This window comes from Halobacterium bonnevillei (genome assembly GCF_009831555.1).
In the GTDB taxonomy this organism is placed as follows: domain Archaea; phylum Halobacteriota; class Halobacteria; order Halobacteriales; family Halobacteriaceae; genus Halobacterium; species Halobacterium bonnevillei.
The window spans coordinates 1-18,304 of record NZ_WUUU01000048.1; the positions used below are offsets into that span (position 1 = coordinate 1).

Annotated in this window: 19 protein-coding genes and 4 pseudogenes; 11 read left to right on the plus strand and 12 right to left on the minus strand. The window is 67.7% G+C overall.

The features are described 5' to 3' along the window. Positions 1-171 precede the first annotated feature (171 nt). A pseudogene (locus GRX66_RS07885) lies at positions 172-378 on the minus strand (Sjogren's syndrome/scleroderma autoantigen 1 family protein); the annotation flags it as partial. A gap of 185 nt (positions 379-563) precedes the next feature. On the opposite strand from GRX66_RS07885, the gene mdh reads away from it, so the two are divergent. Further along, on the plus strand, positions 564-1,478 hold the full coding sequence (mdh, locus tag GRX66_RS07890) for a malate dehydrogenase (protein WP_159526076.1): 915 nt from the start codon (positions 564-566) through the stop codon (positions 1,476-1,478). A 52-nt stretch (positions 1,479-1,530) separates the two neighbouring features. Further along, the gene (locus GRX66_RS07895; protein WP_325064005.1) at positions 1,531-1,911 is read left to right on the plus strand and encodes a RidA family protein; all 381 of its coding nucleotides are present in this window, start codon (positions 1,531-1,533) and stop codon (positions 1,909-1,911) included. 288 nt (positions 1,912-2,199) lie between these two features. Here GRX66_RS07895 and GRX66_RS07900 read toward each other — a convergent pair whose 3' ends face one another. Continuing rightward, positions 2,200-2,445, minus strand: coding sequence for a ferredoxin (locus tag GRX66_RS07900; RefSeq protein WP_159526077.1), 246 nt, complete (start codon positions 2,443-2,445; stop codon positions 2,200-2,202). Positions 2,446-2,548: 103 nt separating this feature from the next. Between GRX66_RS07900 and GRX66_RS07905 the strand changes: the two are divergent. Continuing rightward, positions 2,549-4,659 (plus strand): annotated as a pseudogene (locus GRX66_RS07905) (ATP-dependent DNA helicase); the annotation flags it as partial. Here GRX66_RS07905 and GRX66_RS19890 read toward each other — a convergent pair. Together GRX66_RS19890 and GRX66_RS07915 are read right to left on the minus strand one after the other, a co-directional pair. After that, positions 4,659-4,910, minus strand: a pseudogene (locus tag GRX66_RS19890) (acylphosphatase); the annotation flags it as partial. The pseudogenes GRX66_RS07905 and GRX66_RS19890 overlap by 1 nt on opposite strands. A 72-nt stretch (positions 4,911-4,982) precedes the next feature. After that, a complete protein-coding gene (locus GRX66_RS07915) occupies positions 4,983-5,873 on the minus strand; it encodes a DNA-3-methyladenine glycosylase family protein (protein WP_159526078.1) in 891 nt (296 codons plus the stop codon). Between the two features lie 88 nt (positions 5,874-5,961). Between GRX66_RS07915 and GRX66_RS07920 the strand changes: the two genes are divergently transcribed. After that, positions 5,962-6,345 (plus strand): DUF555 domain-containing protein, encoded by a 384-nt coding sequence (locus tag GRX66_RS07920; protein ID WP_159526079.1) that lies wholly within the window; start codon positions 5,962-5,964, stop codon positions 6,343-6,345. 221 nt (positions 6,346-6,566) lie between these two features. Here GRX66_RS07920 and GRX66_RS07925 read toward each other — a convergent pair whose 3' ends face one another. Further along, a complete protein-coding gene (locus GRX66_RS07925) occupies positions 6,567-6,806 on the minus strand; it encodes a UPF0058 family protein (RefSeq protein WP_159526080.1) in 240 nt (79 codons plus the stop codon). A gap of 143 nt (positions 6,807-6,949) precedes the next feature. On the opposite strand from GRX66_RS07925, the gene GRX66_RS07930 reads away from it, so the two are divergent. After that, on the plus strand, positions 6,950-7,348 hold the full coding sequence (locus tag GRX66_RS07930) for a translation initiation factor IF-2 subunit beta (RefSeq protein WP_159526081.1): 399 nt from the start codon (positions 6,950-6,952) through the stop codon (positions 7,346-7,348). Between the two features lie 27 nt (positions 7,349-7,375). On the opposite strand, the gene GRX66_RS07935 is transcribed toward GRX66_RS07930, so the two are convergent. The 5 genes from GRX66_RS07935 to GRX66_RS07955 all read right to left on the minus strand — a co-directional run bounded on the left by GRX66_RS07935 (position 7,376) and on the right by GRX66_RS07955 (position 11,149). After that, positions 7,376-7,558, minus strand: a complete 183-nt coding sequence (locus GRX66_RS07935; RefSeq protein ID WP_159526082.1) for a DUF7836 family putative zinc-binding protein — start codon at positions 7,556-7,558, stop codon at positions 7,376-7,378. Between the two features lie 248 nt (positions 7,559-7,806). Next, positions 7,807-9,843: a DUF7282 domain-containing protein gene (locus tag GRX66_RS07940; protein WP_159526083.1), complete on the minus strand. Its 2,037-nt coding sequence runs from the start codon at positions 9,841-9,843 to the stop codon at positions 7,807-7,809. 290 nt (positions 9,844-10,133) lie between these two features. Next, positions 10,134-10,436, minus strand: coding sequence for a hypothetical protein (locus tag GRX66_RS07945; protein WP_159526084.1), 303 nt, complete (start codon positions 10,434-10,436; stop codon positions 10,134-10,136). A 73-nt stretch (positions 10,437-10,509) separates the two neighbouring features. Then, a complete protein-coding gene (locus GRX66_RS07950) occupies positions 10,510-10,785 on the minus strand; it encodes an ArsR/SmtB family transcription factor (protein WP_159526085.1) in 276 nt (91 codons plus the stop codon). Between the two features lie 79 nt (positions 10,786-10,864). Next, positions 10,865-11,149, minus strand: coding sequence for a DUF357 domain-containing protein (locus tag GRX66_RS07955; RefSeq protein WP_159526086.1), 285 nt, complete (start codon positions 11,147-11,149; stop codon positions 10,865-10,867). A gap of 135 nt (positions 11,150-11,284) precedes the next feature. Here GRX66_RS07955 and GRX66_RS07960 point away from each other — a divergent pair, with 135 nt between their 5' ends. The 3 genes from GRX66_RS07960 to GRX66_RS07970 all read left to right on the plus strand — a co-directional run bounded on the left by GRX66_RS07960 (position 11,285) and on the right by GRX66_RS07970 (position 13,896). Continuing rightward, on the plus strand, positions 11,285-12,607 hold the full coding sequence (locus tag GRX66_RS07960) for an FAD-dependent oxidoreductase (protein ID WP_159526087.1): 1,323 nt from the start codon (positions 11,285-11,287) through the stop codon (positions 12,605-12,607). A 137-nt stretch (positions 12,608-12,744) separates the two neighbouring features. Further along, complete coding sequence (locus tag GRX66_RS07965) at positions 12,745-13,545, plus strand: DUF7537 family lipoprotein (protein ID WP_159526088.1); 801 nt, start codon at positions 12,745-12,747, stop codon at positions 13,543-13,545. Positions 13,546-13,611: 66 nt separating this feature from the next. Continuing rightward, positions 13,612-13,896 (plus strand): DUF7545 family protein, encoded by a 285-nt coding sequence (locus GRX66_RS07970; protein WP_159526089.1) that lies wholly within the window; start codon positions 13,612-13,614, stop codon positions 13,894-13,896. 62 nt (positions 13,897-13,958) lie between these two features. Here the strand turns inward: GRX66_RS07970 and GRX66_RS07975 are convergent, their stop codons facing one another. Beyond that, complete coding sequence (locus tag GRX66_RS07975) at positions 13,959-14,282, minus strand: hypothetical protein (RefSeq protein WP_159526090.1); 324 nt, start codon at positions 14,280-14,282, stop codon at positions 13,959-13,961. Positions 14,283-14,452: 170 nt separating this feature from the next. Continuing rightward, positions 14,453-15,112 carry a 2,5-diamino-6-(ribosylamino)-4(3H)-pyrimidinone 5'-phosphate reductase gene (locus tag GRX66_RS07980; protein ID WP_159526091.1) on the minus strand — a complete coding sequence of 220 codons (660 nt, stop codon included), beginning with the start codon at positions 15,110-15,112 and terminating at the stop codon, positions 14,453-14,455. Between the two features lie 130 nt (positions 15,113-15,242). On the opposite strand from GRX66_RS07980, the gene GRX66_RS07985 reads away from it, so the two are divergent. From GRX66_RS07985 to GRX66_RS20755, 3 genes and pseudogenes are all read left to right on the plus strand, one after another. After that, on the plus strand, positions 15,243-16,511 hold the full coding sequence (locus GRX66_RS07985) for a Single-stranded DNA binding protein (protein ID WP_159526092.1): 1,269 nt from the start codon (positions 15,243-15,245) through the stop codon (positions 16,509-16,511). Further along, the gene (locus GRX66_RS07990; protein WP_159526093.1) at positions 16,508-18,160 is read left to right on the plus strand and encodes an RPA family protein; all 1,653 of its coding nucleotides are present in this window, start codon (positions 16,508-16,510) and stop codon (positions 18,158-18,160) included. The genes GRX66_RS07985 and GRX66_RS07990 overlap by 4 nt, the downstream gene beginning before the upstream one ends. Continuing rightward, positions 18,161-18,304: pseudogene (locus GRX66_RS20755) on the plus strand (metallophosphoesterase); the annotation flags it as partial.

Here is an 18,304-nt window from a genome sequence, read left to right on the forward strand (position 1 = left end):
ACGTCTCGGAGTACGAACTGCACGACCCGCCGCTGGCATCTGGCGCGTACCGGCTCACCGTGAGCGGCGACGGCGACCAGGTATCCGACGTGAGTCGCCTCACGGTCAACGAAGCCAGCGAGTCCGCTGCTGGTCGACCTGTCCCTGCTGGTCGGCCTGCGCCTGCTCGTACTCGTGCTGGCAGTTCGGGCAGAACGCCTGGCCGTCGTACCGGAAGATCGGTGTGCCGCAGGCGTCGCAGTGCTGGTTCGTCATCGTCGCGCCCTTCAGGAGGAGCTCGCTCATGCGCTCGGTCTCCTCGCGGTCGTCGTCCTCGTACTTCTCCCGGAGTTCCCGCCGCACGGCCTCCTCGTCGAAGCCGTCGTCCGTGTCGCTCATGGGCGTACGAAGGTCGGCAGGCCTCGAAAACCCTGCGGGACGACTCGCGACGCGCCACCCCGACCCAGCCCGCCCGCGTCGCCGACGCTCGTCGACGGAGAGTTCGACAGTCGTCGTTCCCAGATTCCCGCCTGAGTGGAGTTATCGAAGCGCTTAACGGATTCCCCGGCGGTGATTTACGTGATATGACGAAAGTCAGCATCGTGGGGGCCGCCGGCACCGTCGGCGCCGCCGCAGGCTACAACCTCGCGCTCCGCGACGTCGCCGACGAGCTCGTGTTCGTCGACATCCCGGACAAGGAAGACGAGACCATCGGGCAGGCCGCGGACGCGAACCACGGCGTCGCCTACGACTCGAACACCGACGTCTCCCAGGGCACCTACGAGGACACCGCTGGCTCGGACGTCGTCGTCGTCACCGCGGGCATCCCCCGCCAGCCGGGCCAGACGCGCATCGACCTCGCGGGCGACAACGCGCCCATCATGGAGGACATCGGCTCCTCGCTGGCCGAACACAACGACGACTTCGTCACCGTGACGACGTCGAACCCCGTCGACCTCCTGAACCGCCACCTCTACGAGTCGGGCGACCGCGACCGACACAAGGTCGTCGGGTTCGGCGGCCGCCTGGACTCCGCGCGCTTCCGGTACGTACTCGGGCAGCGCTTCGACGCGCCCGTCCAGAACGTCGAAGCCACCATTCTCGGCGAGCACGGCGACGCCCAGGTGCCCGTGTTCTCGAAGGTGCGCGTGAACGGCGCGGACCCCGAGTTCAGCGACGACGAGAAGGAGGAGATCCTGAGCGAACTCCAGACGTCCGCGATCAACGTCATCGAGAAGAAGGGCGCCACGCAGTGGGGGCCGGCGACCGGCGTCGCGCACATGGTGGAGGCAATCCTCCGGGACACCGGGGAAGTCCTCCCCGGCAGCCTCGTGCTCGACGGCGAGTTCGGTCTCGACGACGTCGGCCTCGGCGTCCCCGTGAAACTCGGGTCGAACGGCGTCGAGGAGGTCGTGGAGTGGGACCTCACGGAGTACGAGCGCGACCAGCTCGGCGAGGCCGCCGAGAAGCTCAGCGAGCAGTACGAGAAGATCGCGTAGCGCTGCACCGGACCGCCCGGACGTTTTTCTGTTGGTGGGACGACTGGCAGTCGTGCAACGAGTTCGCTCCGGTACAGACTGGGAGGACCGCGTCGGGTACTCGCGGGCCGTCCGCACCGGCGACGAGGTGCGGGTCGCGGGAACGACGGCGACCGACGAGAACGGAGAGGTGGTCGCGCCCGGCGACCCCTACGAGCAGACCGTTCATGTCATCGACGTCGTGGGGGAGGCGCTCCGCGAGGCCGGCGCGTCCCTGGAGGACGTCGTGCGGACGCGGCTGTTCGTCACCGACATCGACGACTGGGAGGCCGTCGGCCGCGCACACGAGGAGGCCTTCGGGGACGTGCGGCCGGCGGCGACGATGGTGGAGGTGAACCGGCTCATCGACGACGACCTCGTCGTGGAAATCGAGGCCGAGGCGGTCATCGAGTAACGGCTACCGCTCCGCGTACGCGACGACGAACAGTTGCTGCGAGTCGTTGTGCGCTGCTTCGCGAGCGGTGCGCCGACAGTCGGGCTGTCACGCGGGCGCGACTTCCTGCTCGAGTTCGTCGCTGTCCTCGGCTTCGAGTTCGGTCTCCGCGTTCAGTTCCTCGACCGGGAGCTCCTCCCAGTGGTGGCACATGACACCGTGAAGTATGCTATTTGTTACCATAAATATTTGGCCGGGCGAGTCACCGTACGCGGGACAGAGCAGCGGGAGAACTGTCAGCGCCCGGGTTCAGGGGATCAGCTGTTCGCCGTCGTCGTCGTACACCGTGATGGCGTCCACGGGACACGCCCGCGCCGCGAACTTCGCGTCCAGTTCGGCGTCCTCGGGCACCTCACGGGCGAACAGGTCGTCCTCGACCGCCTCGCTGTCCTGCAGGACTGCTTTCCCCGCGTCCGTGTCCTCCTCGAAGGCGTCCCACTCCGCGACACACTGGAACATCCCGATGCAGACGTCCCGGTCGTACTCGATTCGCATACTCCACCCTGACAGTCCCGCGGATAAATCGTTGCCGGGGAAGCGGTCCGGCCAGCCGCCCCGTGCGACAGTTTAAACCGCGGGACGAGCCTATCCCTGTCCAATGAGAGTCGCGGACGTGTCGGGCCTCCCCGAGGGGGTCGCCGACTACCTCCAGTCGGAGGGCATCGAGGAGCTCTACCCCCCGCAGGGCGAGGCCGTCGAGGCCGGCGTCGCCGAGGGCGAGAGCCTCGTGGCGAGCGTGCCGACCGCCAGCGGGAAGACGCTGATCGCGGAGCTGGCGATGCTGTCGGCCGTCGAGCGCGGCGGGACGGCGCTGTACATCGTGCCGCTGCGCGCGCTCGCCGGCGAGAAGGCCACCGAGTTCGAGGAGTTCGAGCAGTTCGGCCTCTCTGTCGGCGTCTCGACGGGGAACTACCAGGACGACGGGTCGCGGCTGGCGGACAACGACGTCATCGTCGCCACCTCGGAGAAAGTGGACTCGCTGGTGCGCAACGGCGCCGGCTGGATCGACGACCTCTCCTGCGTGGTCGCGGACGAGGTCCACCTCGTGGACGACGAGAACCGCGGCCCCACGCTGGAGGTGACGCTCGCGAAACTCCGCCAGCGCGTCCGGAACCTGCAGGTCGTGGCGCTGTCCGCGACGGTCGGGAACGCCGACGAGATCGCGGACTGGCTCGACGCCGAACTCGTGGACTCCGAGTGGCGCCCAATCGACCTGCGGACGGGCGTCCACTACGGGCAGGCGGTCCACTACGACGACGGCACACAGGAAGAACTCTCGACGGGGCGCAGCGACAGCCAGACCGCCGCCATCGTCGAGGACACGCTCCAGGACGAGGGGTCGACGCTCGTGTTCGTGAACTCGCGGCGGAACGCGGAGGCGGCGGCGCGACGGCTCGCGGACGTGACGACCAACGGCATCACGGACGACGAGCGGGAGCGCCTCCAGTCGGTCGCCGACGAGATCCGGGGCGTCAGCGACACCGAGACCAGCGAGGACCTCGCGGACGCCGTCGAGAAGGGGGCGGCGTTCCACCACGCGGGCCTCGCACGCGAGCACCGCGAGCTCGTGGAGGACGCGTTCCGGGACCGCGCCATCAAGGTGGTGTCGGCGACGCCGACGCTGGCGGCGGGCGTGAACACGGCCGAGCCGGCGGGGTCGTGGGTGCGGGACTGGCAGCGCTACGACGGCACCGCGGGCGGGATGCAGCCGCTCTCGGTGCTGGAAGTCCACCAGATGTTCGGGCGCGCGGGCCGGCCCGGCCGAGACCCCTACGGGGAGGCCGTCCTGCTGGCGAGCAGCCACGACAACTCGAGGAGCTGTTCGACCGCTACATCTACGCCGACCCCGAGCCGGTGCGGTCGAAACTCGCGGCCGAGCCCGCGCTGCGCACGCACGTGCTGGCCGCCATCGCCACGGGGTTCACGACGACGGAGGAGGCGCTCCACGAGTTCCTCGGGGAGACGCTGTACGCCACGCAGACCGACGACCCCGCGCGGCTCCGGGACGTCGCGCGGAACGTGCTCGCGTACCTCGACCGCAACGAGTTCGTGGAGCGCGAGGACGGCGTGCTGCGCGCGACCAGCACCGGCCACCTTGTCAGCCGGCTGTACGTCGACCCGATGAGCGCGGCGACGCTCGTGAACGGCCTCCGGGACGCGGCACGACCGTCGGCGAGTGCGAACGGCGGGGGCGGCGCGAATCGCGCGACCGGCGACCCGACGGACGCGGGCTTCCAGACGGCCAGCGAACTGACCGCTGACGACGCGGGCACCGCGAACCCCGACGACGGGAGCGACGCGAGCGCGGATCCGACACCGTTCGGGCTCTTCCACCTGGTGAGCCGGACACCGGACATGTACGAACTCTACCTGCGGTCGGGAGACCGCGAGCGGTACACCGAACTGGCGTACGAGCGCGAGACCGAACTGCTCGGGCGCGCGCCCCGCGAGGAGGAGGCCGACTGGGAGGACTGGCTGTCCGCGCTGAAGACGGCGAAGCTCCTCGAGGACTGGGCGTCGGAGCTGGACGAGGACCGCATCGCGGAGCGCTACGACGTCGGCCCTGGCGACATCCGGGGGAAGGTTGAGACGGCCGACTGGCTGCTGCACGCCGCCGAGCGCCTCGCGGGCGAACTCGACGTGGACTGCGCGACAGCAGTCCGGGAAGCCAGGAAGCGCGTGGAGTACGGCGTGCGCGAGGAGCTGCTCGGGTCGTCGTACTCGACTTCGACGTCCTCCACGCGGGCCGCGGGACTGCCCTCGTGGCACCACTCCACGAGTTCCTCGACCGCTCGCTCGTCGCCCTCGAAGACGGCTTCGACGCGGCCGTCCCGGAGGTTCCGAACCCACCCGGTCACCCCGCGCTGTGTCGCCTGTTCGCGCGTGTTCGCCCGGAAGTAGACGCCCTGGACCTTCCCGGAGACGAGGACCCTGGCGCGCGTCTGGTCGGTGTCGCTCATGTGGTAGTATGTGTCAGCACCGAACAAAAACCTACGCCGTGAACCGGCCCGGCGGGGGATTCCCGGTCGGTCTCAGGCGTCGCCGCCAGACCGGAGGTAGTGGAACAGATAGGTCTGCGTATAGCCCGCGTGCGGGCCGAGTTGCTCGCGGATGGCCCGCGAGGTGTCCGCGTAGTTGCCGCGGTCGCAGTCCGGGTAGTGGTCGTCGATGGCGGACCGAATCCAGGTGTCCAGCGGGACCGCCTCGAGGTAGCCCAGGGAGAACAACAGCACGCAGTCCGCGACCTTGTCGCCGACGCCGACGAACCCCGTGAGTTGCTCGCGGGCGAGTTCGTAGGCGCGGCCGCGGACGTCCCGTTCGGTGAGTTCGCCGGAGGCCACCATCTCGGCGGTGCGCTGGACGTACGGCGCGCGGTAGCCGAGTTTCAGGTCCCGCAACTCCTGTTCTGTCGCGGCGGCCAGCGCCCCGGGCTCCGGGAACGCGTGCACAGTCTCGCCGCCGTACTCGATGGGGGCGCCGTACTGTTCGCGGAGCGCTTCCTGCATCGCGAAGATGCGCTCGACGCGCATCTGCGCCGAACAGATGAAGGACACGAGGCAGCCGAAGAAGGGGTCGCGGACGATGCGGAGGCCGTCGTAGGCGTCCCACGCCGCGCTCGTGAGGTCGTCACCGTTCGCAGCGCGCCGAATCTCGTGGAGGTCGTCGTCGAGGCCGAGCAGTTCCCGGACGAGCGGCGCGGCGTCGGTCGTGGACCGCCACTCGATGGCGTCGGCCGTCTGCCGCACCTCCACGACGTCCCCGTCGACGACGGTCCGGTACCAGGCGCTGCCGCCGTACGCGCCGTCCGTCTCGTAAGTCGCGCCGTCCGGACGCCACCAGAGGTAGGTCTGACCGCTCTCCAGTGTCGCCTGGACGTCGACAGCGCCGGGGATGTCCGAGGTCGGGATAGCGCCGCGGTCCATCTGCCCGACAATTGGCCGTCAGCGGGGAAGACGAGTTCGGTTCGAAGCCAAATTTCTTCTACGTAGCCCGTGAACTAGTCACATAGCCATGGATTGTAGGGTGGTGGTCGAAGCAGCGGTCCCCGTCTACGACGTGCAGAACGCAGACGAGGCCGTTCGCATCGCGATCTCGAAGACAGGCGAGATGCTCAATCCCGACCTCAACTACGTGGAGATCGACATGGGGGAGCGGTCGTGTCCACACTGCGGCGACGCCCTCGACCCGGCGTTCGTGGCGGCCGACGAGAGCCTCGTCGCGCTCGAACTGGAGATGACGGTGTTCAACGTCGAGCGCGACGAGCACGCCTCGCGCATCGCGCGCAAGGAGATCGGCCAGCGGCTCGAGAACATTCCGCTGGAGGTCTTGGTCGTCGAGGAGATCGAAGACACCGATGACGAGGACGCCGACGAAACCGAGCTGTCGGAGGAGTAGCCGGGCGCGCAGGACGGGGGCGCGGGAGGTCTCTTGGGAGGGAGACCGGCTGGACTCGCCGGGGCGCGAGCACTATACAGCACGGTGACGACGTCCAGAGTCGCCGGCAGGAACGACTGTGGACCCGGGTTCGGGGGCTTGGCGACCGGAGAAGCCGATTGCGAGCGACGGCGCCGTCGCTGTGGGGTGTTGGGTCGACAGGGGCGTCGCGTTCCGCTACGTTAGTCGGCGGACGCAGGAACGGCTTCCTGTTCTTCGGGTTCGTTCATCGCCGAAGTGATGCCGCCCGCGAGCGCAAAAACAGCCGCCTTGTGGTCAGTTTTCGATTTGTGGATGGACGTCGGTCGTACCCCGAGTGTCTCGTACTCGTCCAGTGGAATGTCGTCGTTCTCGCACTCCTCGTAGTAGTTCCCGACCTCTGCAAGAAGGCCGTGAAGGTGGATGAGCTCCTGCTTCTTCATGACACCCGGTTCTAACGGTCACGGGGTTATAGTATTATCCTGAGAGCTGTTACCACGGCTCTCCGTATGTCACAGTCCCTCATGGACGGAGACGGTATGACTCTTTTGAAAGGCTTTTGTGGGGTCCACCACTTCCACACTGTATGGACTACGAAGAGCAACTCGACCGCGCGATGGAGCAAAAGCCCGACATCGCGGGCAGCGAGAGCCGGTTCGAGGTCCCCGAACCGAACGTACGCGAAGAGGGCAACGTCACGGTCTACGAGAACTTCCAGGAGACGCTGGACCGCCTCGGCCGCGAGGAGGACCACGTCCTGAAGTTCCTGCAGAACGAGCTCGGGACCAGCGCCCAGATCGACGAGAGCGGGCGCGCCCGACTCACCGGCGAGTTCCGACAGCGCCGCGTCGAGGCAGTCCTCGACGAGTACGTGGACACGTACGTCACGTGCCCGGAGTGTGGCCTCCCAGACACCAACATCGAGACGGAGAACGACCGCGAGCGCCTCCACTGCGAGGCCTGCGGTGCCCGGTCGGCGGTCTGAGGAACAGCGTCGCGGCGACCGCTCGCGCTACTGGAGTCGCTTCAAGTTCTCGAGGTCGCGGTCGGTTCGCATGAACTCGGCCATGCGCCGTGTCGCGTGACAGTTCGGACAGCTGAAGTTTTCGGCGTGGGACGGCAACTCGCTCGGCGTGCTCTCCCACTGTTTCTGGCATTCAGGACAGACCAACTGCACGTACGCCTCGTGCGCCATGCTCTGGAGTGGGACGCCTGTCGGGAAAAAGGTGGGGGCCCGGTGTCAGTCAGTAGTAGTCGGACTCCCCGACGAACTCGAAGAGGTCGTCGTAGTCCGCCGGGAGCTGGTCTGTGACGCCGTCGAATTCGCTCGCCGGCGTCGTCTCCTCACCGACTGCACGACTACTTGCGCGTAGAAGTCGGGGTCCGCGCGACTGTCGCTCCTGCGCGAAAAACGGGTCGACTGTGAGACCGAAGCCAGGGGTGTTAGCGCTGCCGGAGCGCGAGCAGGGCGGCGCCGATGACAGCGAGGACCCCGAGTGCGAGCCCGAAGCCTGGCGCGCCGCCGCCGGACTCGTCCTCGGTGGTGTCGTCACCCATCCCGGTCGTGTCGTCGTTCATTTCGGTGGTGTCCATCGACGCCGTCGTCTCCATCGACTCCGTGGTCGTCATCGCGGGCGCGTCGATAGACGCCGTGTCCATCACCGGCGCGCCGCTGGCGACGTAGGGGCCGTCGGCGGCGCCCTCTGACTCGACGAACGTGTACGCCTGGTCGCCGTCGGAGTCGGCGTGTGCCATCGCGAACACCGTCGTCTCACCGTCGAGTTCGCTGTCTAGCGCGACCTCGACGTCCTCGTGGGTGCCGGGCGCGAGGTACTCCGAGGTGCCGCGAACGCTGTCGAAGACGGCGCCGTCCGCGAGCGTGCCGTCGTGGATCGTCACGAACCCGCCGTTCGCGAGCGTCACCGAGTCGACGACGACCGTCGACCCGTCGCTGTCCTGGTCGCTGACCGTCACGACCGCGTTCACGGAGGCGCGCGCGGTGTCGACCACTGCGCCACCGTTCGCGACGAACGGCCCGTCGTTCTCGCCGCCGGACTCGGCGAACGTGTACGCCTGGTCGCCGTCAGTGTCCCGGTGCGCCATCGGAACGACCGTCTGGGACTCGTTCAGCGGATTGTCGAGCGTCACTTCGACGTCCTCGTGGTGGCCGGCCTCGAGGTACTCCGAGGTGCCCGCGACGCTACCGAACGTCTCGCCCGCGAACAGGGAGGCGTCGTGAATCGTCACGAAGCCCGGTTCGCTGAGGTCGACAGCGTCGACTACAACGGTGTGGCCGTCGGACTGCTGGTCGGCCATGCTGAGCGACGCGGAGACTGTCGCCGACGCGGTGTCCACGACGGCACCGCCGTCGGCCGTGTACGGCCCGTCGTTCTCGCCGCCCGACTCCTCGAACGTGTACGCTTCGTCGCCGTCAGTGTCCATGTGCGCCATCGGAACGAGCGTGTCGTCCTCGGTGTACGGGTCGTCGAGGCTCACGCGGACGTTCCGGTGGAGGCCCGGTTCGAGGTACTCGGAGGTGCCGCGGATGCTCTCGAACGTCTGGCCCTCGGTGACGGTGCCGTCGTGAATCGTCACGAACCCGCCCTCTGGGAGGAACACGGAGTCAGTGACGACCGCGTGCCCGCCCGTGGTCTGGTCGGTCGCGCTGACGGACGCGGTGTTCGACTGCGTGACCGCTGCGGTGGTGACGACCGCCTCGCCGTTCATGTCCGTAAAGGGACCGTCGTCGCTCCCTTCGGCGGTGACGAAGTCGTACGTCTCGTCGTCGTCTGAGTCGACGTGCGGCATCGGAATCAGCGTCTGGTTGCCGACGGACTCGTCGAGTTCGATGCGGACGTTCTCGTGGACGCCCGCCGAGAGGTACTCGGAGTGCCCGACGACGCTGCCGAGCGCGTCGCCGTCGAGCAGGCTGTCGTCGTGCACCGCGACGAAGCCGGGTTCGGCGAGTTCGACGCTGTCGACGACGATTGAGTCGCCGTCAGTCGGCTGGTCGGACATCGACACCGTCGCGGACGCCGTCACGTCCGCGGCGTCGACGACGGCGCCGCCGTCAGCAGTGTACGGCCCGTCGGCGTTGCCGTTCGCCGAGACGAACTCGTAGACCTGGTCGCCGTCGGTGTCCTCGTGCGGCATCGCGACCAGCGACTCCGTCTCACTGATCGGTTCGTCCAGCGTGACGGTGACGTTCTCGTGCGTGCCGGGCTCGAGGTACGAAGACGACCCGGACACGCTGGCGAACGGCTCGCCGTCCTGGAGACTACTGTCGTGAATGGTCACGAACCCGCCCTCGGGGAGCGTGACGCTGTCGACGGTGACCGTGTGGCCGCCGCTTGTCTGTGCCTCGAAGGTGACACTCGCTGCCTCCTCCTGGCCGGATGCCGACGCTGCCGCGGGTGCGACGGCGAACAGCGATCCGACGATGACGACTGTGAGTGCGATTGCCTGGATGCGTTCCCGCATACCACACACGACAGGGAGTACTTGAAAGAAGATTTCCCGAATTCGGGCCCAAATTCGCCCCCAAACCCGCCATAATAGGTGTTTCAGAACCACTACTAGCCGTATCACAGAACTGGTAATTTCGCGGGTGGTGACCGACGGCTGGTCGTCAGTTCGGCGCTTCCCCACAGCGGATGGATACGAAGTCAAACCGGTAACATGCGAGTCGCGTTGACCCACCTGCGAAGCCAGTATGTGAACTCCAGAACGAGGGGGCTCAGCACTACCAGCGAGCTACTCGGCCCCTGCTGTCAGTCCCACGTCACCCACAGCAGGAACGCGATAGCGGCCGACTCCAGGAGGCGGAGGACCATGAACGCCGTCCCGGAGATGGACGGCAGGCCGGTGAACCACGCTGTGAGCACGTCGTGGACAGCGAAGTAGTACAGTCCGAGCAGGTTCTCGCCGAGGAGCAGTAGACCGAACAGCAGCAGGCCGAGCGTGTGTTTGGACTTGATCTGTCGATAGTTGCGGGCCCACACGCTGCAGAGCACGAGCAGTAGGACGACGTTGAGCGCCATCGCCGCTCGCGTCACGTCCGCCCAGATAGTCATCTATCCCACCCTTGGCAGGACCCACAGTTATACACTTTCCCAAATTCGGCCGATATTCGCCCAGTATCCTGCATTAGTCCACCTCCTGGATGATTTCCTCGACGGTGTCCCAGTGGTCGCGGGCCATCTCCGTCGGCAGGTAGACGGCGCCGTAGTCGTCGCCACTGGCTTCCACGATGTCGTTGTCCACGAGTACGTCGAGGTGGTGTCGGACCGTCTTGTAGTCCAGATCCAGGTCTTCCGCGAGCTGGTTCGCGTTCCGCGGACGGTCTGCGACGGCCCGCAGGAGGCGCACGCGATTCGGGCCGCCGCGCGTCCCCGTCAACACGTACCAGAGCGCGGCCTCCATTGGCTCTGGAGAGACGACCCAGTACCGTAAAACTACCCGACGCCGCGCGCCCTGCCGGAGTCCCGGCACCCGTTGGCGATTACACCGTGAACAGGTGCCCGGTCTCCGGGACGTCGAACAGGCCGATGCGGGCGCCGGCGTCCAGCCAGGCGTGTCCGTAGGAGAACGCCGCGAGCGCGTTCACGGGGTCGTCCTGCTCGCGGAAATGCCGCCCGTCCTCGAGGTACGACTGCGCCATCTCCTCGTACTCGGCGGCGGCCTCGCCCAGCGGCGTCTCGGCCGGCGGCACTGCGTCGGCTTCGTCGAGCGCGTCCGCGAGCAGTCCCTCGTAGCGGTCCATCTTCTCGTGGAGGTCTGCGGCCATACCCGGACGTGGGGCGACTGGCGGCGTAAGCGCTTGGGTGGCCGCCTCGTTCCCGAGTCGCACGCCGCCTGGCGACTGCCGGCATGCTTCCCGGTCAACACAACCTACAAACGCCACGCCCGTCCACTAGGGTGTATGAGCGACGAGCCCCGAGTAGAGATCTACACGAAGACGAACTGTCCGTACTGCGAGAAGGCCACGGACCTCTTCGACGAGAAGGGCATCGACTACGAGACGTACAACGTCACCGGCGACGAGGACCTGTTCGCGGAGATGAAAGAGCGCGCGAACGGCCGCGAGACCGCTCCCGAAGTCTTCATCGACGACGAACTCGTCGGCGGCTGGGACGACACGCACGACCTGGAGCAGTCCGGGGAACTCGACGAGAAACTCGGCCTCGCGACCGACGGCGGCGAGGAGATCGTTGATCACCGGAAGCTCATCATCGCGGGAACCGGCATCGCGGCGCTCACCGCCGGTATCTACGCCGCGCGGTCGAACAACGAACCGCTGCTGTTCGAGGGCGACGAACCCGGCGGCCAGCTCACGCTCACCACGGAAGTCGACAACTATCCGGGGTTCCCAGAGGGCATCTCCGGTCCGGACCTCATCAACAACATGAAAGAGCAGGCCAAGCGCTTCGGCGCCGAACTCGAGCACGGCGTCGTGGAGTCCGTCGACGACTCCGAGCGGCCGTTCCGCGTCGAACTCTCGAACGGCGACGTCTACACCGCCGACGCGGTCATCGCCGGCTCCGGCGCGAGCGCACGCACGCTCGGCATCCCAGGCGAAGACGAGCTCATGGGGTACGGCGTGTCGACGTGCGCGACGTGCGACGGCGCGTTCTTCAAGGGCGAAGACATGGTGGTCGTCGGCGGCGGTGACGCGGCCGCAGAGGAAGCCAGCTTCCTCACGAAGTTCGCGGACACCGTCTACCTCGTCCACCGCCGCGAGGAACTCCGCGCGGAGGACTACTGGCAGGAGCGCGTCCAGGAGCACGTCGACGACGGCAACATCGAAGTCCTCTGGAACACGGAAGCCGTCGAGGTCAACGGCACCCCCGAGGACGGCGTCGAGGACGTGACCCTCGTCCGCCACCCCGAAGGCCACCCGACAGCGAAACTGGACGACGACGCCACCGAGCAGTTCTCGCTGGACGTCGGCGCGTTCTTCGTCGCCATCGGCCACACGCCGAACACGGACTACCTCGAGGACACGGCCGTGGACCTCGACGAGGACGGCTACATCGTGACCCGAGGCGGGAAGGGCGGCGGCCAGACGAAGACTGACGTCGAGGGCATCTTCGGCGCGGGCGACGTGGTGGACTTCCACTATCAGCAGGCCGTCACGGCCGCGGGCATGGGCTGCAAGGCCGCCATCGACGCCGACGAGTACCTGGAGAGCGAGGTCAGCGCGGCCGCCGGCGAGGGCGGCGAAGCCGCGCCGGCAGACGACTGACGAACCGCGACCACGTTCTGACGCGAGGCAGCGGGCCGCGACCACGTTCTGACGGGGGACAACGGGCCGCGAACAGTTCCGACAGTGAGGCTGCGGACTGCGAACGCTTTTTGTGGCGTCCAGGCAGACCCCGTGGTATGTCGAGACGAGTGGCTGTCGTCGTCGTCGCGCTGGTCGCGCTCGCAGGGTGTAGCGGCGGGTCGCTGGGCGGTCCGACGGCCGCGTCGGACGCAACGGCCGACGGCGACGCGACGAGCACGGAGACACCGAACACGACGCTCCCCGACGTCACCGAGCAGCCGTGGGTGTACGCGAACGAGACGGTCGCCTACGAGCGTCTGTTCGACGCGCACGAAGCCGCGCTGGCAAACGCGTCGTCGTTCGTCTTCTCGAGGCACAGCGAATCCAACACGGGCGCGACGACGCAGTCCCGCATCGCGGTGCGCAACGACGCGCAGCGCGCGAACCTCTCTGTCACGACCAGCTTCAGCAACACCACCCGCATCCAGAACACGTTCGTCGCGAACGGCACCGTGTACGCGGAGTCGGGGACGGCCGACGACCGCCAGTACTCGCGAGACGACCAGAACCTGACCGGCGAGGCTTTCGACGAGTTCGTCGCCGAACAGTCCCGGATTCAGGTCCCGCCGGGCGTCCTCCAGGCGTTCACGTTCGAGTACGCCGGCACAGCGGACGGCGCGTACGTCTTCGAGGCCGACCGCGTCCGGCCCTCGGACGAGACGAACTTCGACGCGGAGAACGTGACCGCGGCGTCGGCGACCCTCGTCGTCGACGGCGACGGCTACGTCCGGGAACTCTCCATCTCGCTGACCGTGGACGGCCCGGACGGCGAGGCCTCAGCGACCGCGACAGTCCGGGCGACGGGCGTCAACGAGACGACTGTCGTCGAGCCGGCGTGGACCGACGAAGCCGCGTAGACTGAGGTCTCGGCGTTCCGGCCCGTTATCCCCACTCCTTTTAGTGACGGCCGCGTCCGTTGGGACATGGACGAAGCCACGTTCACCATCGAGGACTCGGACGGCAACACCGACGACGTGACGATTCCCGCGCGACTGGTCGAGATCTTCAGCGAGGAAGACGACGAGTCAGAGGCGCAGGTCGTCGGCGACATCGCGCTGATGGCGTTCGCGCAGCGCGCGCACATGCTCACCCATCACAGCGAGGACGAACCCACCCAGGAACTGCAGGACGTCGAAGAAGCCACGCTCGACCAGTTCGAGGACCGCTTCGGCATGACGTACGGCGAAGCGACCGGCCACCAGCATTAGTCGACGTGCGGGACGCCGACGGCAGTGGGGTGCACAGCCACACAGCGGCGGCTGGTTCGGTCCTACTCGCTGGACCTGATGTGTCGCTGTGCCGCGTAGATTCCTGCGGCATAGATTCCGAAGGAGAAAATGCCGATCGAGAAGATGCCGATTGCGAATAGCCCGACGGAGAAGATTCCCGCCGCGAAGATTCCGACGGAGAAGATGCCCGTCGACATGACGCCGACGCTGAAGTTGCCGGCGGCCAGGTAGCCGGTCGCCGTTTGTCCCGCTGCCATGACGTCGTACCCACCGATTGTTTCGATGCCCGCCAGTACCAACGCGAGAGCGACGAGCAGGAGCCCGATGACGACGTAGCCGGTCACTTCCTCCCATTCAGCTTCCATATTTAATAGTTCATATCTGCATCTATTAATATTAGGGGTGTCAGATCGGCGTTGGCCTTCGCTGTCGAGGGCTGAAACACAGGCCCACACCACCCGGTACGGCAGTACGTCACTCCCGCGAGATACCCGTCGGCGACAGGACGTGACCTGCGCGGCCCGTCAACCGCGGACTAGCACTCGTACTCGAGGAGGACGCCGTCGCCGAGGCGTTCGACGGCCGCCACCTCGAGTTCGGGGAAGTCGCCGACGAAGCCGTCGCCGTCCGCGAGTGTCGGCGCTTCTCGGCCGCCGATGATCTTCGGCGCGACGTAGACGGAGAGGTCGTCGACGAGGTCCGCGGCGAACAGCGAGAAGATGAGTTCGCCGCCGCCCTCAACCATGAGGTCCTCGACGCCGTGGGCTTGGAGTTCCTCGAACGCCTCCGGCAGCGCGACGCGGTTCTCGCCGGCGACGACGACGGTCGCACCGACATCCTCCAGGGTCTCGTGGTGGCCCGGGGGTTCTTCTTCTGCGCAGAGGACGAACGTTTCCGCGGCGTCGTCGAGCAGCGTCGCGTCCGGCGGCGTGCGGGCGTGCGAGTCCGCGACGACGCGGGCCGGCTGCGGGGATTCGCCGCGGGCTTCGCGTTCGGCGACGAGTTCGGGGTCGTCGACGGTCAGCGACGGGTCGTCTGCGAGCACGGTTCCGACGCCGACCATCACGGCGTCGACGCTGGCGCGGAGTTCGTCGACGCGCCGGAAGTCGTCCGCGCCGCTGATATCGACTTGCTCCCGGCGCCGCGTGGAGAGTTTGCCGTCCGCGCTCATCGCGGCGTTCACGACGACGTGCATACGCTCTGTACTCGGCGGCGGCGGGAAACCGATTTCGCTCCACGTTTGGCGCCTGCGCGAAGGTGCCGAACGTCGCGCGTCACGCGCGCGAGGAATCCTTTTTACGGGAGGGCCACGCAGTTCGACGTGCATGAACATCGACGACCACGCCGAGGAGCTCGCCTCCGACCTCGGTGTTGACAAAGCGGAGGTCAAAGAGAACCTGCAGAACCTCGTGGAGTACAGCGTCCCCGTGGAGGAAGCCAAGCGGAGCCTCCGGCGCAAGTACGGCGACGACTCGGGCGGCAGTTCGAGCGGCCCGACCGCCGTCGACATCGTCGACGTCACGCCCGAGTCCGGGAACGTCACGGTGACCGCGAAAGTCCTCACGACGGGGCAGCGCTCGATCCGGTACCAGGGCGACGACCACGTCATCCACGAGGGCGAACTCGCCGACGAGACCGGGAGGATATCCTACACCGCGTGGGAGGACTTCGGCCTCGAAGCCGGCGACACCATCACAATCGGGAACGCCAGCGTCCGCGAGTGGGAGGGCGAACCGGAGTTGAACTTCGGGGAGTCCTCGACCGTCAGCAAGGCCGACGACGTCGACGTCCCCTACGAGGTCGGCGGGGACCGCGACCTCGCGGCCCTCTCGCCAGGGGACCGCGGACGGAACGTCGAAGTCCGGGTGACGGAGGTCGAGACCCGGACCATCGACGGACGGGACGGCGAAACGGAGATTCTCAGCGGCGTGTTCGGCGACGAGTCCGCGCGCCTGCCGTTCACGGACTGGGACCCGCACGCGGAAATCGAGGAGGGCGCGTCCGTCCGCCTCGAGGACGTCTACGTGCGCGAGTTCCGGGGCGTTCCGTCCGTCAACGTCTCGGAGTTCTCGACCGTCGAGGCGCTGGACCGCGACGTCGAAGTCGGCGGACCAACCCGGATGGAGATCCGGGAGGCCGTCGACCGCGGCGGCGCCTACGACATCGAACTCGTCGGGAACGTCATCGAAGTCCGGGACGGTTCCGGGCTCATCCAGCGCTGTCCCGAGTGCGGACGCGTCGTCCAGAAGGGACAGTGCCGCCAGCACGGCGACGTGGAAGGCGAGGACGACCTGCGCGTGAAAGCGATTCTGGACGACGGCACGGACACCGTCACGGTCGTGCTCGACCGCGACCTCACTGAGGACGTCTACGGCGGCGGCATCGAGGACGCCCGCCAGCAGGCCCGCGACGCGATGGACCAGGAGGTCGTCGCGGAGACCATCGCCGACGACCTCGTCGGCAAGGAGTACCGGGTGCGCGGCCACCTCTCCGTCGACGAGTACGGCGCGAACCTCGAGACGACGGAGTTCCGGGAGTCCTTCGACGACCCCGCCGAACGCGCGAAGGCCTTCCTCCAGGAGGTGCAGGCATGAGCGAATCCGAATCTGACGAGATCAACCGACGCGAGGTCGCGTACCGGCTGTTCGCGGCGGAGTTCGAGGACGCGAACTACTCGTACGCGGAGAGCGACGAGGAGCGCGCGCCCAACTACGTCGTGACGCCGACCGGGGCGCGCGTCAACCGGATGTTCGTCGTCGGCGTGCTCACGGAAGTCGAGCAGGTCAGCGACGACGTCGTGCGCGCCCGCGTGGTCGACCCGACGGGCGCGTTCGTCATCTACGCGGGCCAGTACCAGCCGGAAGCGCTCGCGGCGCTGGAGTCCGCGGACGCGCCGTCGTTCGTCGCGGTCACCGGGAAAGCCCGGACGTTCCAGCCCGACGACGCGGACGTCATCTACACGTCCATCCGGCCGGAGGAAGTCAGCGAAGTCGACGCGGAGACCCGGGACCGCTGGGCCGTCGCGACCGCCGAGCAGACCGTCGACCGCGTGTCGACGATGGCGGCCGCCCACGAGCGCGTCGAGCGCGGCGAGAACCTTCAGCGCATCCTCGAGGACGCGGGCGTCCAGTCCGGGCTCGCGGCGGGAATCCCGCTCGCGCTCGACCACTACGGCACGACGCCCGACTACCTGGACGCCGTGCGGGAACTCGCGCTCGACGCCGCACGCGTCGTCGCGGGCGACCTCGACGAAGCCGGCGAGTTGTCGCTGTCGCCGGGCGACGGCGGCGACACGTCCCTGCCCTACGCTGCGGACCTGGACGTCGAGGCCGCCGCCAGCACCGCCGACGACGCGGCCGCTTCCGAGCCAGAACATGGGAACGCGGACGAAGCCGCGGCTGCCGATGCAGAAACGGGGGCTGCGGACGACGGAGCGGCCGATGCAGAAGTGGATCAAGCGGGCGACGCTACCGCTGCCGAGGCAGATGCGCCAGCCGACGAGGAAGCGGCCGAGGCGACGAGGGACACCGACGAGGAGGCCACCGCGGAGTCGGAGTCCGAGGCGACTGTAGACGACGAAGCCGAGCCGGGGACTGGCGGGGAAGCGGCAGTGGACGCGAGTCCTGCCGCGGAGACGCCCGACCCCGAGGACGTGGCCGAGGAGGCCGCGCCAACGGACGCCGAGGCCGCGGGCGACGAAGAGATGTACGAGCTCTCCGAGGAAGAACGCCGGGAGGTCAAGGAGAACTACGACGTCGAGTTCTCCAGCGGAACCGACATCCCGGAATCCCCGGACGAAGAGGGCGAAGCTGCCGGCGAATCCGTCGACGAGGAGGGTGAAGCTGCAGAGGAGTCGGCCACAGACGAGGCTGAAACTGCCGGGGAGTCCGTCGAGGACGAAGCGGAAGACGAACTCGGCGACTTCGACGCCGACGACGAAGCGTTCGACGAGTCCCAGGCGGACGCGGACTCGACCACGGAGTACACCGAGGACGAGTACGACGAGCCCGAGTCCGACCGCGAGGACGCCGAGGCCGGCGACCCGGACCTCGACCTCGAGGACTACGTCGTGGACCTGATGGACAGTCTGGACGACGGCGACGGAGCGTTACGCGATGACATCGTCGCGACCGCGGCTGACGACCTGGACGCAGACGAGGGCGAGGTCGAGGACGCGATCCAGGACGCGCTGATGAGCGGGCGGTGCTACGAGTCCGGCGACGACCACCTGAAAGCCATCTAGATGGCGCTGGTCGAACCCGTACCGGGCGAACCGGCCGCCGTCGCGGACGTCAGCGAGGCGGGGTGCTCGGGGGAGCGCGCGCTCGTCGTCGCCGACTACCACGCCGGTATCGAGTGGGCGCTGCGCGGCGAGGGCCTGGAGGTG